10 protein-coding genes are annotated in these 16,237 nt (G+C 40.8%); 1 reads left to right on the forward strand and 9 read right to left on the reverse strand.

Annotated elements, in window-relative coordinates; all coding sequences use genetic code 11:
* Positions 1-378 (forward strand): VOC family protein, encoded by a 378-nt coding sequence (locus tag PR675_RS04400; protein WP_004921781.1) that lies wholly within the window; start codon positions 1-3, stop codon positions 376-378.
* Positions 379-684: 306 nt separating this feature from the next.
* Here the strand turns inward: PR675_RS04400 and PR675_RS04405 are convergent, their stop codons facing one another.
* From PR675_RS04405 to nadC, 9 genes are all read right to left on the reverse strand, one after another.
* Positions 685-1,392 carry a type 1 fimbrial protein gene (locus PR675_RS04405; RefSeq protein WP_151207790.1) on the reverse strand — a complete coding sequence of 236 codons (708 nt, stop codon included), beginning with the start codon at positions 1,390-1,392 and terminating at the stop codon, positions 685-687.
* 61 nt (positions 1,393-1,453) lie between these two features.
* Entirely contained in the window at positions 1,454-2,086 is a 633-nt protein-coding gene (locus PR675_RS04410; RefSeq protein ID WP_014656401.1) for a fimbrial protein, read from the reverse strand.
* Between the two features lie 1,117 nt (positions 2,087-3,203).
* Positions 3,204-5,801: a bifunctional aconitate hydratase 2/2-methylisocitrate dehydratase gene (gene acnB, locus PR675_RS04415; RefSeq protein ID WP_060560875.1), complete on the reverse strand. Its 2,598-nt coding sequence runs from the start codon at positions 5,799-5,801 to the stop codon at positions 3,204-3,206.
* Between the two features lie 440 nt (positions 5,802-6,241).
* Positions 6,242-6,595 carry a VOC family protein gene (locus PR675_RS04420; protein ID WP_014656402.1) on the reverse strand — a complete coding sequence of 118 codons (354 nt, stop codon included), beginning with the start codon at positions 6,593-6,595 and terminating at the stop codon, positions 6,242-6,244.
* A gap of 388 nt (positions 6,596-6,983) precedes the next feature.
* A complete protein-coding gene (gene lpdA / locus PR675_RS04425) occupies positions 6,984-8,411 on the reverse strand; it encodes a dihydrolipoyl dehydrogenase (RefSeq protein ID WP_014656403.1) in 1,428 nt (475 codons plus the stop codon).
* 204 nt (positions 8,412-8,615) lie between these two features.
* A complete protein-coding gene (gene aceF / locus PR675_RS04430; protein WP_060560874.1) occupies positions 8,616-10,487 on the reverse strand; it encodes a pyruvate dehydrogenase complex dihydrolipoyllysine-residue acetyltransferase in 1,872 nt (623 codons plus the stop codon).
* 13 nt (positions 10,488-10,500) lie between these two features.
* Entirely contained in the window at positions 10,501-13,167 is a 2,667-nt protein-coding gene (aceE, locus tag PR675_RS04435; RefSeq protein ID WP_004921831.1) for a pyruvate dehydrogenase (acetyl-transferring), homodimeric type, read from the reverse strand.
* 165 nt (positions 13,168-13,332) lie between these two features.
* Positions 13,333-14,103, reverse strand: a complete 771-nt coding sequence (gene pdhR / locus PR675_RS04440; protein ID WP_014656406.1) for a pyruvate dehydrogenase complex transcriptional repressor PdhR — start codon at positions 14,101-14,103, stop codon at positions 13,333-13,335.
* A gap of 1,049 nt (positions 14,104-15,152) precedes the next feature.
* A complete protein-coding gene (gene nadC / locus PR675_RS04445) occupies positions 15,153-16,052 on the reverse strand; it encodes a carboxylating nicotinate-nucleotide diphosphorylase (protein WP_060560873.1) in 900 nt (299 codons plus the stop codon).
* Between the last annotated feature and the right edge of the window lie 185 nt (positions 16,053-16,237).

Raw genomic sequence — 16,237 nt, forward strand, 5'->3', positions numbered from 1 at the left:
ATGATTAACCATTTAGACCATCTGGTGTTAACCACAACCGATCAAAACGCGTGCATTGATTTCTACACCCATGTACTCAAAATGAAGTTGATAACCTTCGGTGAGCAGCGCTATGCGTTGCAATTTGGGGAGCAAAAAATAAATATCCACCAATATGGTAAAGAATTTGAGCCAAAAGCTCATTTACCCGTACCTGGCTCACTCGATTTATGTTTTATCAGTAATACACCAATAAACCAAATTATGACGTTTATTCAACAGCAAGGTGTCGAGATTATAGAAGGCCCTGTCAAACGTACAGGCGCAATGGGAGAGATATTATCTATTTATATTCGAGATCCTGATTTAAATCTTATTGAGATAGCAAATTATATATAGCCATATACTACTGCTAAATTCGTACAAAGGTAGCACGAGTCGTACAGACTGGCTACCTAATCAAAAATTAAGCTGTCCCCAATACACTATGCCATGAGATATCGAGTGCCTGATTTTTATTTATATTACTTAATAACAATGGATATGTAACTGTGAATTTTGATAAATTATACTGCTTGGAAAAATGATTTCACAATATTTTGATTATATTTTATCTGTACAAAATCATTTAGATAATCAAAAATTTATACAGGCATAAGTTAACATTAGATTCCCCGCATAAAATACAAATCCCATTTTTTATTATTAAATACTAAAATTAAAAGTAATTATAGCTTCTGCATTATAATTAACTTCATCATTAAGCTCAATATTTGCTTTAGCCAAATCATTTCGTGAGTTAATAAACATACTCTCTTGTTCAAAATTTGCTGAAAATACTTTCCCTGGTATTAATGACCTCATAAATTCATTCTTACTTATTGATTCACCATTTGCCTTAGACCATCCATAATATTCCCCCTTAGTTAACACATATTGCCCAAGACCCGCTGTTGAATGTATTGAGTTATATAAACGGCGAACATATCCAGAATTATTATCGACCTTAGCATCTTTTACTAAAAATGAGACACCACCAAGTGCGGCCGGTTTACCCCCATTAATATGAAAATATTTATGTGAATACGAGCTTGATACCGGTGTTGAAGGTAAACTCAAACCTTGGTAGGTATCTGTCGCCATAAATATTAAATATGTTTGAGCATCACATGTCACCGTAACGGTATTTTTTACTTTCGAATTTTCGGGAAAAATATACATGCTCGACATAGGTATAACATCAACAGAGAGTTTTCCCATGTCATATATGATATTGGTTTGCTCTTCTCCATTAACCATACAGGTTGGTGGCTTAATATCACCAGATACTTTCAAATTGGCATTTGTATCTGCATAACTAAAGCTAACCGCTAGTAATGGTAGTAAACCTAAATACTTAATTGTGTTTTTCATACTCAGTTAACAACCTCGATAATTAAGATAGGCCAAATAGATGACCTATCTTAGAATCACGTTAGATACCAAAACCAAATGATAGTACCGCGTGGCCATCTAAAGACACATCACCCGAGCTATTCTTTAAGTCTTCGCTCAATGTTGGGGTAACTTCAAAATCAGCCGCAAAGATTTGTCCTGAGGCTAATTGTGTTGATGATATTGCCCACGCTGTTTTGCCTGTCTTTTTAACCAAGGCCTGTGCGGCAGAGAAAAGCGTGCCTGATCGGATCCCTGTCTGCTTTCCTGCATCTTCACTGTTTGCTTTCACCGTCGCGTTTTTCATATTGATGGTATAAAAACCAATATTTTTACTGCCGTCTGTACCAAATTTACCTAATCCAAAGTTGGTATCAGCAGCCGTCATAGGGCTATCACTGCGGTTATCTTTAGCTTCAAAGCTTAAATACGTTGTTGCATCACACACTATCTCAATTTTTTTCGATACTGGCGTTAACGTTAAGTTACCTGATAAAGGGAACATACTTGGCGCTGTATCAAATTTATATTCAACATCCACTTCATTTTGGTTATCGATAGTACATGTTGGTGGCGTAATCGAGCCCGTAACTTTTAAATTAGCAACAGGTGCAGAGAATGCCGCATATGAAACAGAAATTAACGACAGTGCACATAATGTTTTCTTAAACATGATTAACCTTCTATAATAAAAAACAAAATAAAGAAAAATAGAATCCATTACCAATACTTATATTAGTAAATATATAAAAAAATATTTTAATTATTATTATTACTTATCTTAATAAGAGTTATAAAAATATTTTTACTGCCGATATTAATTACCTCTAATTATGATAACACATTCTATTTTTATGCATCTTTAAAACATCTCAACGAAATACTGTTTTTCAGATGTAAGTATTATAGATAACTTTTTTATAATTAACATTACACTTAACTCGAGTAAATTGCACACTCACCAAAGGAGTCATAGATGTAACAATTTATTTCACCATTAAAAACAATAGAATATAGTAATAGTCACTCATACCAATCAAGATTGATAAGAAAATAACTCCAAACAAATCACAATAAGAACCAAAGAAAAGAACAAAATATCTAATTTAATGTAGTTTAATACTTTATAATATAATCTTTCAATTTTAACTCGCAACGCGAGTAATTATTTGCATAAATAAAACAACCAAGTTAAAAAAATACCACACCTCTTTGATTATTATGACTTTTTAAAATAAAAACATGATAAATATAGCCTTCAATGCAACGAGTAATATTGTTTCAATATCAAATAAGCATCATCAAATTAATATAATCAATAAAAAGATAATCTTTTTTCTTTTTTTAATATTCAAATTAAGAATTTCAAATAATGATAAAATAGTCTTTTTTAGCTAGTCGTTTTAAAAAGTAATCATACCAAGATTGAAATTAATGAATATTAATTAGCCAAAAAGATAACAGTTTAGAGTGATATCGATATAGATCTACAACAAAATATCCGCATACTCTGTCACAATATTGCGTATTCGACGCTTACGATCTAACCGAATTACTCCTCTGTATCACTTAAAACCACTTTTTATGCATTAACTATATAGATTCCCCTTCATCATCCACCAAACGATAAAGGATCTATTGCGCTTCCTATCGAGCGATTAGCGACATTTTTCCTCACTGTTACTATCGCCTATCAAATCGGCTAATCAAGTTACTAACACCCTAATTAGCGACCATAAAAAAAGCCCTGATTAAATTCAGGGCTTTTGATTTGTTGCTAAATCGCTAAATTAAACTGTTGTTTGGAAGATAACACTATCTGCTTTTTCAGTATATTGCTCTAACTGATCAAAGTTCAGATAACGGTAAGTATCCTCAGCAGTTTCATCGACCTTATCCATAAACTGCAAATACTCAGCAGGCGTAGGGAGACGACCGAGCAAAGATGCGACAGCAGCAAGTTCAGCCGAAGCCAAGTATACATTTGCCCCTGTACCAAGACGGTTCGGGAAATTACGTGTTGAGGTTGAAACAACGGTTGCCCCATCTGCAACACGTGCTTGGTTACCCATACACAAAGAGCATCCCGGCACTTCAATACGTGCTCCGCTCTTACCAAACACACTGTAATAACCTTCTTCAGTCAATTGTGTTGCATCCATCTTAGTTGGTGGAGCAACCCATAGGCGTGTTGGTAGCTGCCCTTTATGCTGATCTAACAGCTTACCTGCCGCACGGAAGTGACCAATGTTTGTCATACAAGAACCGATAAAGACTTCATCGATTTTTTCATTTTGAACATCAGACAGCAAACGTGCATCATCAGGGTCGTTAGGAGCACATAAGATAGGCTCTTTGATCTCATTTAGGTCGATTTCGATCACTGCGGCATATTCTGCATCAGCGTCTGCTTCAAGAAGCTGCGGGTCAGCTAACCAGTTTTCCATTCCTTTGATACGACGCTCAATGGTACGGCGATCACCATACCCTTCTGAGATCATCCATTTCAGCAGAACAATGTTTGACTGGAGATATTCAATAATTGGTGCTTTATCCAGTTTAATCGTACAGCCTGCTGCTGAGCGCTCTGCGGAAGCATCTGCTAATTCAAATGCTTGCTCAACTTTTAGCTCAGGCAACCCTTCAATTTCAAGGATACGACCAGAGAAAATATTCTTCTTACCTTTTTTCTCAACAGTCAGTAAGCCTTCTTTGATTGCATATAAAGGGATAGCATGAACAAGATCACGAAGCGTGATGCCCGGTTGCATTTCTCCTTTAAAGCGCACTAAAACAGATTCAGGCATATCAAGCGGCATTACACCTGTTGCTGCTGCAAATGCCACCAAACCAGAACCTGCTGGGAAAGAGATACCGATTGGGAAACGGGTATGCGAGTCACCCCCCGTACCGACAGTATCTGGCAATAACATACGGTTCAACCATGAGTGAATGATGCCATCGCCTGGGCGCAAGGAAACACCACCACGATTCATAATAAAATCAGGTAATGTATGGTGCGTAGTCACATCAACGGGTTTTGGATATGCCGCAGTATGACAGAATGATTGCATAACTAAATCTGCGGAGAACCCTAGGCAAGCTAAGTCTTTTAGCTCATCGCGTGTCATTGGGCCTGTGGTATCTTGCGAGCCAACAGAAGTCATCTTAGGCTCACAGTATTCACCTGGGCGAATACCTGGGCGGCCACAAGCACGACCAACCATTTTTTGAGCCAAAGAGAAACCACGATTGCTTTGTGCAACAGATTTCGCATGACGGAATACGTTAGTTGGCTCTAAGCCAAGTGATTCGCGCGCTTTAGCCGTTAAACCACGGCCAATAATCAATGGAATACGACCGCCAGCACGGACTTCATCAATCAATACATCCGTTTTCAGTTCAAATGTTGCCAGTAACTCACCCGTTTCATGGTTACGCACTTCACCTTTATATGGGTAGATATCAATAACATCGCCCATATTCAGCTTAGATACGTCCACTTCAATAGGTAACGCGCCGGCATCTTCCATGGTATTGAAGAAAATAGGGGCGATTTTACCACCAAGTACAACACCACCACCACGTTTGTTAGGGACAAACGGAATATCATCCCCCATAAACCATAACACAGAGTTAGTTGCTGATTTACGAGAAGAGCCTGTGCCCACAACGTCGCCAACATAGGCCAACGGGAAACCTTTCTTATTCAAGGCTTCAATCTGTTTAATTGGCCCGACATTACCTGGTTCATCCGGCTCAATACCATCGCGAGCATTCTTCAGCATAGCTAGGGCATGAAGCGGAATATCAGGGCGAGACCATGCATCCGGAGCTGGAGACAGGTCATCTGTGTTAGTTTCACCTGTAACTTTAAATACAGTCACAGTCAGTTTTTCAGCCAGCTCAGGACGTTCGATGAACCATTCAGCATTTGCCCATGATTCAATAACTTGTTTCGCGTACTCATTCCCTGCTTTTGCTTTTTCTTCTACATCATAGAAGTTATCAAACATGAGCAAAGTATGGGAAAGTGCTTTAGCCGCGATTGGTGCTAGCTTAGCATCATCCAAAGCTTCAATTAGCGCATGAATATTGTACCCGCCCTGCATTGTACCGAGCAGTTCAATGGCTTTTTCTGGGCTGATAAGAGGAGAGGTAGTTTCACCTTTCGCGATAGCGGCTAAAAAGCCCGCTTTGACATACGCTGCTTCATCAACACCGGGGGGCACACGGTTGGTCAGCAGGTCTAATAGGAAATCTTCTTCACCTTTAGGTGGATTTTTCAGTAATTCTACTAATGCAGCAACTTGCGCAGCATCTAATGGCTTAGGGACAATCCCTTGAGCGGCACGCTCGGCTACGTGCTTACGGTAATCTTCTAGCACGACGTTCTCCTCGCTTCATTGTAATTTATATACCCGGCTGTCTGCACCATCTTGAAAAAATCATCATCCGGTGCCAGGTCAGAGGAACTTGCTCGCATAATCTCAATGGCAGTAAAATTATGCCCAGCTTCGGGCGTTCAGCATAGCAGAGTTTAAACGAAATGTTAATTCATTCACAAGAAAGCAACATCCCTCTGCTTACTTTAAGCCTTAACCATTAATTTCGGGTTATTTTTTAGCTTAAGATACTATAAAGAGTTATAAAAAGCAGATAAAACCTCACTTTTTATAATGCATTTACGCATTTAACGCACCCTTTTTGATGTGTTTTTACCTCTCATATCACAAATTATATTTTTATCGTAATTTTATTTACGTTACTAATTGATAAGGTAAATCATTACGATTGGCTTTAATTTTTTTAAAGGTTTTAATTGATTTTATTGCCCTTTTAATCCAATTAAATTACCAAACGGATCTTCAAGCTGACACATTCGTTTGTTACCTTCTATTAACATCGGTCCTCGATACCGTTTTGCACCTAATTTAGATAAATGCTCAACCGCTAAATCGAAAGATTCCACCTGCCAATATAATACTGTGCCTCGTTTGCCTTCACAGACCTTTGCGTCAGCTTGGACAACCTCGATAGTGAAATTCCCTACGTGTAATACGGTAAAATCAAACTCTGGTAGATATTCGGCAACCGCTTGTGGAAAGGCTTGTTGATACCAAGCTAAGCCGACAGCAACGTCAGGAACATGGATTAAAATAGCAGTCGGTATTAGTTTCATTGAATTAGCTTATTTATGTGAGTACCCATAATCGATAATGATATGTCAGGTTCGTTCACAATTGAAGGTAAGTTACGGAACATATAAACAATAATCCAATTTGCCATGACTTACGTATTTACGTGTTATCAAATGCACATCCCTTTATTAGATATAAATAAAAACAGAATAAAAATGAGAATTTAATATTCCATTAGTCATCTAAACATTATTGTTGATAATTTTTTTCCTTAAGAATATAAACCCAACTTAAATAAGAGGATAAATATATATGACTCTCTGCTTATATTTGAAAAAGTAAAAAGCCAATGTGTTTCCACATTGGCTTTATGCGCTTTGGTCATAAACAGCCAACTACAGAGGCCGTTTATTAAGGCGACTTAAGAAATTATTTTTTCTTTTTCGCTTTTGCGTTTGGTAAGTCAGTGATGCTACCTTCAAAGACTTCCGCTGCCATACCAATTGATTCATACAGCGTTGGGTGAGCGTGGATAGTCAATGCGATATCTTCTGCGTCACAGCCCATTTCAATTGCAAGGCCAATTTCACCCAGAAGTTCACCACCATTAACACCGACAACAGCACCACCGATAATACGGTTAGATTGCTTGTCGAAAATCAGCTTAGTCATACCTTCTGCGCAGTCAGATGCAATCGCACGGCCTGATGCTGCCCATGGGAATGTTGCAACTTCATAGCTGATATTTTTCTCTTTCGCTTCTTTCTCAGTTAAACCAACCCAAGCCACTTCTGGCTCAGTGTAAGCGATTGATGGAATAACTTTTGGATCAAAGTAGTGTTTCAGGCCAGAGATAACTTCAGCCGCTACGTGACCTTCGTGAACACCTTTGTGCGCCAACATTGGCTGACCAACGATGTCACCAATTGCAAAAATGTGAGGTACATTAGTACGCATTTGCTTATCAACATGGATAAAGCCACGGTCATCAACCTCAACACCCGCTTTACCAGCATCAAGGTTTTTACCATTTGGAACACGGCCAATCGCGACCAGAACTGCGTCATAACGTTGTGGTTCAGCAGGTGCTTTTTTACCTTCCATTGTGACATAAATACCATCTTCTTTTGCTTCAACGGCAGTCACTTTGGTTTCTAACAGTAAGTTAAATTTCTTGCTGATTTGTTTAGTGAAGACTTTAACCACATCTTTGTCAGCCGCAGGGATGACTTGGTCAAACATCTCAACAACATCAATCTGAGAACCCAGAGCATGATACACAGTACCCATTTCCAGACCGATGATACCACCACCCATAACAAGCAGACGCTCTGGAACTTCTTTTAGCTCTAACGCATCTGTCGAATCCCAAATACGTGGATCTTCATGAGGAATGAATGGTAACTGAATAGGACGTGAACCCGCAGCAATAATCGCATTATCAAAGTTGATAGTTGTGCTACCGTTTTCGCCTTCAACAACCAGTGTGTTAGCACCAGTAAATTTACCAAGACCGTTCACAACGTTTACTTTACGGCCTTTTGCCATACCAGCTAGACCACCAGTCAGCTGGTTAATCACTTTCTCTTTCCACAGGCGAACTTTAGAAATATCGGTTTTTGGCTCACCAAAAACAATACCATGTTCAGCCAACGCTTTAGCTTCTTCAATCACTTTAGCAACGTGCAATAGTGCTTTAGAAGGAATACAACCAACGTTCAAACAAACTCCACCCAGAGTTGAATAACGTTCTACTAAAACGGTATCTAAACCTAAGTCAGCGCAACGGAAAGCCGCAGAATACCCTGCAGGGCCTGCACCAAGTACCACTACTTGGGCTTTAATTTCAGTACTCATCATGACCTCTTTTTGTTTTGTCCAGCGGGGCAGCCGAAAAACGCATTATTCCACCGGAAAATACACACCGCGAGCAGTTTACAGAATTGTTAACATCCTGAAAAGGCTCATTACGTGACGTAACTCGCAACGTTTCGGATGAACAGTAAAAAATTCTGCCCCAGCCTAAATAAAACAGACCGGCTAATAAGCCGGCCTAATTTATTACATCACCAGTCGACGAATGTCGCTCATCAATTGACCTACTAGGGTGATGAAACGAGCACCATCAGCGCCGTCGATCACACGGTGGTCGAATGAAAGAGACATAGGCAACATCAGTCGAGGCACAAACTCACTACCATTCCAAACTGGTTTGATGGAAGAGCGAGATAGACCCATAATTGCAACTTCTGGTGCATTAACAATTGGTGCAAAACCAGTTGTTCCGATGCCACCAAGGCTAGAAATAGTGAAGCATCCACCTTGCATATCAGAAGCTGTTAATTTGCCTGCACGCGCTTTCTTAGAAACTTCCATCAGTTCGCGAGACAGTTCCATAATGCCTTTTTTGTTCACGTCTTTGATAACAGGAACAACTAGGCCATTTGGCGTATCAACCGCGATACCGATATTGACATATTTCTTCATGAATAGGCGTTGGCCATCTTCAGAAATAGAGCTATTGAAACGAGGCATTTCTTCTAGCGCACGAGCAACAGCCTTCATCACAAACACCAGTGGCGTGATTTTAACACCGAGTTGTTTCTTCTCAGCTTCTTTGTTCTGCTGCTTACGGAAGTCTTCGACATCTGTAGTGTCGACTTCTTCCATCAACGTAACATGAGGGATCATCACCCAGTTACGGCTTAGGTTAGCACCAGAGATTTTTTGGATACGGCCCAGTTCAACTTCTTCAACTTCACCGAACTTGCTGTAATCCACTTTTGGCCATGGCAACATGCCCGGTAAACCACCACCCGCAGCGGCTGGTGCTTCGGCACGCTTGATGGCGTCTTTAACGTAAGATTGTACGTCTTCGCGCAGAATACGACCTTTACGACCCGTTCCTTTTACTTTAGCAAGGTTAACACCAAACTCACGCGCTAAACGGCGGATGACTGGCGTTGCATGTACATAAGCGTCGTTTTCAACAAATTCATTTTTGCTATCAGCTGCTTTTGCTGGTGCTGGTGCTGGCGCCTGTGCGGCTGCCGGAGCGGAAGCGGCTGGCGCTGGTGACGCAGTTGGTGCCGATGCTGCTGGTGCTGCACCTGCAACTTCAAACGTCATGATCAGTGAACCTGTTTTCACTTTATCACCAGTGGCGATTTTGATCTCTTTCACGGTACCGGCAAAGGGTGCAGGAACTTCCATTGATGCTTTATCGCCTTCAACCGTAATGATTGATTGCTCAGCCGAAACAGTATCACCAACGTTCACCATAACCTCAGTGACTTCAACTTCATCACCACCGATGTCAGGTACATTAACATCTTTAATTGCCGAAGCTGCTGGCGCTGACGCAGGTGCCGATGCAGGTGCTGCTTCCGCTGCCGGTGCTGATCCTGCAACTTCAAAGACCATGATCAGTGAACCTGTTTTCACTTTATCACCAGTCGCAATCTTGATTTCTTTTACAGTACCAGCAAAGGGTGCAGGAACTTCCATGGAAGCTTTGTCACCTTCAACAGTGATCAGCGATTGCTCTTCTGCAACTGTATCACCTACTTTTACCATGATCTCAGTCACTTCGACTTCATCGCCGCCAATATCAGGAACAGACACTTCTTTCAGAGCTGCTGCTGTTGGGGCAGCGGCTGGTGCCGCTGGTGCTTCTGCTGACGCAGCCGGAGCCGCGCCTTCTGCTGATTCAAAGACCATGATCAATTTGCCAGTGGTGACTTTATCACCTACTGCAATTTTAATTTCTTTAACCACACCTGCTTGTGGTGATGGGACTTCCATAGATGCTTTATCGCCTTCAACAGTGATCAGCGATTGCTCTGCTTCTACTTTATCACCAACTTTCACCATAACTTCGGTGACTTCAACTTCATCAGCACCGATATCAGGCACTTGGATTTCAATAGACATTGATTATTACCTCTTATGCCAGACGTGGGTTAACTTTTTCTGGGTTGATGTTGTATTTTTTAATCGCTTCTTCAACGACTTTAACATCAACTTCACCACGTTTAGCCAATTCACCTAACGCCGCAACGATTACATAAGATGTATCCACTTCAAAGTGGTGACGTAGGTTTTCACGGCTGTCAGAACGACCGAAACCATCAGTACCTAATACACGGTAATCGCTTGCTGGTACGTAAGTACGAATTTGTTCTGCAAACAGTTTCATATAGTCAGTTGATGCAACGGCTGGCGCATCATTCATTACCTGAGCAACATAAGGTACACGTGGTGCTTCAGAAGGATGCAGCATGTTCCAACGTTCACAATCTTGACCATCACGAGCCAATTCAGTGAATGAAGTAACGCTATACACATCAGAACCGATGCCATATTCCGCTGACAGAATGTTAGCTGCTTCGCGAACATGACGCATCATAGAACCAGAACCTAACAACTGAACTTTACCTTTGCTGCCTTCGATTGAATCCAGTTTATAAATACCTTTACGGATCCCCTCTTCAGCACCTTCAGGCATTGCAGGCATATGATAGTTTTCATTCAGAGTCGTGATGTAGTAGTACACGTTCTCTTGTTTTTCACCATACATACGCTCTAAACCATCCTGCATAATGACGGCAACTTCATAAGCATAAGCAGGGTCATAAGAGATACAGTTAGGGATAGTCAGTGATTGAATATGGCTATGACCATCTTCGTGTTGTAAGCCTTCACCATTTAAAGTTGTACGGCCTGAAGTACCACCAATCAAGAAACCACGAGCTTGCTGGTCACCCGCTGCCCACATTAGGTCGCCGATACGTTGGAAACCAAACATTGAGTAGTAAATGTAGAATGGGATCATCGGCAGGTTGTTTGTGCTGTATGATGTTGCAGCTGCTAACCATGATGAACCTGCACCTAGCTCGTTAATACCTTCTTGTAGGATCTGACCTTTAGAGTCTTCTTTATAGTAAGCCACTTGCTCACGATCCTGAGGCGTATACTGCTGACCTTTAGGGCTATAAATACCAATTTGACGGAACAAACCTTCCATACCGAAAGTACGAGCTTCATCAGCAATGATTGGCACTAAACGGTCTTTGATAGAGTTGTTTTTCAACATCACGTTTAACGCACGAACAAATGCGATAGTGGTTGAAATTTCTTTTGATTGCTCTTCTAGCAATTGGCTGAAATCAGATAACGTAGGGATTTCTAATTTCTCATCAAAGTGCGTACGACGTGCTGGTAGATAACCACCTAGAGCTTGACGACGCTCATGCAGATATTTGTATTCTTCTGAATCTTTATCAAAAGTAATAAATGGCAGTTTTTCCAGTTGATCATCAGCCACAGGCACATTGAATTGATCACGGAAGTGACGAACACCGTCCATGTTCATTTTCTTCACTTGGTGCGCAATGTTCTTACCTTCAGCTGTTTCACCCATACCATAACCTTTGATGGTCTGAGCTAAAATAACAGTTGGCTTGCCTTTAGTTTCTGCTGCTTTTTTAAATGCGGCATACACTTTCTTCGGATCATGACCACCACGGTTCAGCGCCCAAATTTCGTCATCAGTCATGTCTTTAACTAATGCAGCAGTCTCTGGGTAACGATTGAAGAAGTGCTCACGAACGTACGCGCCATCACGTGATTTGAATGTTTGATAATCACCATCAAGGGTTTCGTTCATTAATTGAACCAGTTTGCCGCTAGTGTCTTTACGCAGCAACTCGTCCCAACGATCGCCCCACATAACTTTGATGACTTGCCAGCCTGCACCATTAAAGATACCTTCCAGCTCGTTGACAATTTTACCGTTACCTGTAACAGGGCCATCTAGACGCTGTAAGTTACAGTTAATCACGAATACAAGGTTATCTAGCTTATCGCGTGTCGCGATAGTGATAGCACCTTTAGATTCTGGCTCATCCATCTCACCATCGCCTAAGAAAGCGTACACTCTTTGAGCTGAAGTGTCTTTCAGGCCGCGGTTTTCAAGATATTTCAAGAATTTCGCTTGATAAATAGCATTTAGCGGACCAAGACCCATTGAGACAGTTGGGAATTGCCAGAAATCAGGCATTAATTTAGGGTGTGGATAAGAAGACAGACCTTTACCACCAATTTCTTGGCGGAAGTTATTCATCTGCTCTTCAGTTAAACGACCTTCCAAGAATGCGCGTGCGTAGATCCCTGGGGAGATATGACCTTGGAAAAAGACCAAGTCACCGCCATCATTGTTGTTATGAGCGCGGAAGAAATGGTTAAAACAGACTTCATATAAAGTTGCAGAAGACTGGTATGATGCCATATGGCCACCCAGCTCTAAGTCTTTTTTAGAAGCACGCAGTACAGTCATGACTGCGTTCCAACGAATTGCGGAGCGAATACGGCGCTCCAAATCCATGTTACCAGGGTATGCAGGCTCGTCTTCAACAGCAATAGTGTTGATATAATCAGAACTACCAGATGCACCAGCAGCAATGTTAACACCGCCTTTACGCGCTTCATTCAATACCTGTTCGATAATGAACTGAGCACGATCAACACCTTCTTCACGGATGACCGATTCAATCGCCTGTAGCCAGTCGCGAGTTTCAATCGGATCCACGTCATTTTTCAACATATCTGACATGGTGTATTCCTTATCTGTTATCTATTTTTTAATGTTTATGTGGAGCCTATCTTCGCGCTACTTTCTACAAAATAGCGAGAAGATAGGCCCTGCTGTTGTTGCCGCTAGAACTCTCACAGAGAGTAGTCACAGTAATGCAGACGCAGCAGTCAGTAATCTGCATTACTAATTTAATTCAGGATGTTGCTGCAACCTACGTAGAGAACGCTCCCGCCTTGTTTGTTCACGACTAATATCCAAAAGTAGCTCTTCAATAAAGGCTAAATGGCGATGGGAAGCCTCCCTTGCCTTCTCAGGCTCTCTTGCCATTATAGCGGAGAATATTTGAGCTCGATGTTCACTAACTGCTTTATACATTTCTTTGCGGGTATACAAAAACTCAAAGTTTTGACGAATATTCTGTTCCAACATTGGCACCATACAACGTAACAAATGCAGTATCACCACATTATGCGCCGCTTCTGTGACAATCAGTTGATATTGCAAAACCGCATTTGATTCCGCATTAATATCGCCACTTTGTTGAGCTTTAATAATTAGCTCATAGCTTTGTCGAATTCGCTCCAAATCCTCATCCGTACCACGCAACGCCGCATAATAAGCAGCTATCCCTTCAAGGGCATGGCGTGTTTCAAGAAGATCAAATTGAGATTCGGGATTCCCCGTAAGAAGTTCAGTTAGTGGGTCGCTAAAACTTTGCCACATCTGTTTTTGAACAAAAGTTCCCCCACCTTGGCGGCGAGATAATAGACCTTTAGCTTCAAGAGTTTGGATAGCTTCACGCACTGATGGCCGAGAAACGTCGAACTGTTTTGCCAGCTCACGTTCAGGAGGCAGCTTTTCGCCGGGGCGCAATGTCCCTTCGAAAATAAGATGCTCGAGGCGCTGCTCAATAACATCTGATAATTTTGGTTGGCGAATTTTACCGTAAGCCATAACCTGCCATGATCGTTAGTGATTAATTATTGATTAGGTATTGCTCAGTGTTAATTGGTAATACCAATTTCTTTACGGATTAATAAAGTAACAAAGTATTCACTAACTGTCCATAAAGACCTTGAGCTAAATCATAAAATCCTGCAAATTTTAACAGATTTTTTTAAATTTTAGCATGTTTTGATAACTAATCCTCCGATTGCCAGCACGGTAATTTAACATTTAAAGCGAATTTCTATGCTATAAACACGCTAACTGAATCGATATAGCCAAACCATTAGTGTTTTAATATTCAATAATAACGAATAATAACCAAATTAGCTCACAATAACCGTTTCAAACGCAGATCCGCAAGGAGCAACCTTAACAATCTAGTTAAATATTCACGTCATTTGTTATTTTACGCAATGTAAGCGTTGTCTATATTCACCAAGATAGCAAGGCTACACGATATAAAAATCTGTAATCGGCTCATCTATCGATTAATGATGAGGTTACATCTTGATTAGACTCTAACTGCACTGCGTTTTATAGATAAAAATGTCTGGCTAATTAGTTGGAATGAATACACCTAGAATAGTTCAAAAAACAGCAAAGCGCCCTAGATGATACTACCTATACGAAAAAATAAGCCTGCCTCAACCTAGGAGGCCTACTAGCATGAGACGGCGATGCTCGCTTTCGCGGCCTATCGCTCCAATATTTATTTTCGTTAGCTAGTAATCAACAAGCTAATATCAAGGCCATACTCAAAATCCACCTTCTGAGTAAAAAGCGTTGGTCTATCACTCCCACGTTTTAGTTTTATGCACAGCGTAATAAGGTGGATTTGTTAAGCTAACGGCTCTCAATTTTCATATTTGCTATTACTGCTGCCATACATGAATCAAGGCAAAATGCCCACTGTTGTGACTAAATAAACAGAAAATCTCTTCCCCCTTTCTTGTTATGAGAAAGGGGGAGTTATGATGGTTAATATTTATTCTGTTGTTGCTAAATGCGGCCATCATCGGGCACTAGGTTAGCGATGGGAGTCCTGGCTATATTGCTTATTTTTCTTCAATAAAACGCATTGAAAGATCCATCGCTCTAATATGTTTCGTCAATGCACCAACAGAAATGAAATCAACCCCAGTTTCCGCAAATTCTCTAATAGTATCTAATGTAACATCACCAGACACCTCGAGAGCGGCTTTACCCGCTGTCAGTACAACAGCCTCTTTCATCATCGTGACAGTGAAATTATCAAGCATAATAATGTCTGCATTCGCCTTTAATGCTTGAAGTAATTCAGTTAAATCTTCAACTTCAACCTCAATAGGAACTTCCGGATGAGCTTGCCTCGCTAACGCCACTGCTTGAGCAACAGAGCCTGCCGAAATGATATGGTTTTCTTTAATTAAATAAGCATCTGATAAACCAAGACGATGATTAAAACCTCCACCCATTAGTACTGCATATTTAAGAGCACTTCTTAAACCGGGGATCGTTTTACGTGTATCTAATAATTTGGTTCTTGTGCCTTCAATTTTCGCCACATACTGAGCAGTTACAGTAGAAACAGAAGACAATGTCTGGATAAAGTTCAATGCCGTTCTTTCTCCAGTGAGTAATACTTGTGAAGGCCCTGACATTTCACAAAGCAGCTGATTTGGCGCAACCTTATCTCCATCATTCACATGCCATACAATGCTAACTTGCCCACCAAGCTGGCTAAAAACTTCTTCTAACCATTTTTGTCCACAAAAAACGCCTTCTTCCCGTGTAATAATACGCGCTTTAGCTTGTGAAGTAGGTTGTAAAAGCTGCCCCGTAATATCTTGCTTAAAATCAACTGTTTGCCCAAGATCTTCTTTTAACGCGTGGCTTACTATAAATGGAATATCGCTATTTAACCTTTCAAGCAATAATTCACGTCTTTGTTCTTCGTTATAACGCCTCGTCGCCATCAATCCACTCCAATAAATTTCTTGTGCCCATTGCTATCTATACCCATCATGTATCAAGCCTTATGGCGCACGTTATTCATCTTGCTATCGCCCAATCATCTAAGCTATTACAGTACATACAACTCAATGTGCTTGGGTATGAAAATAGAACCACCGCTACAAACATACATCTCGAATAATTTTGT

Origin of the sequence: Providencia sp. PROV261 (assembly GCF_028477945.1) — a bacterium.
Lineage (GTDB): Bacteria > Pseudomonadota > Gammaproteobacteria > Enterobacterales > Enterobacteriaceae > Providencia > Providencia stuartii.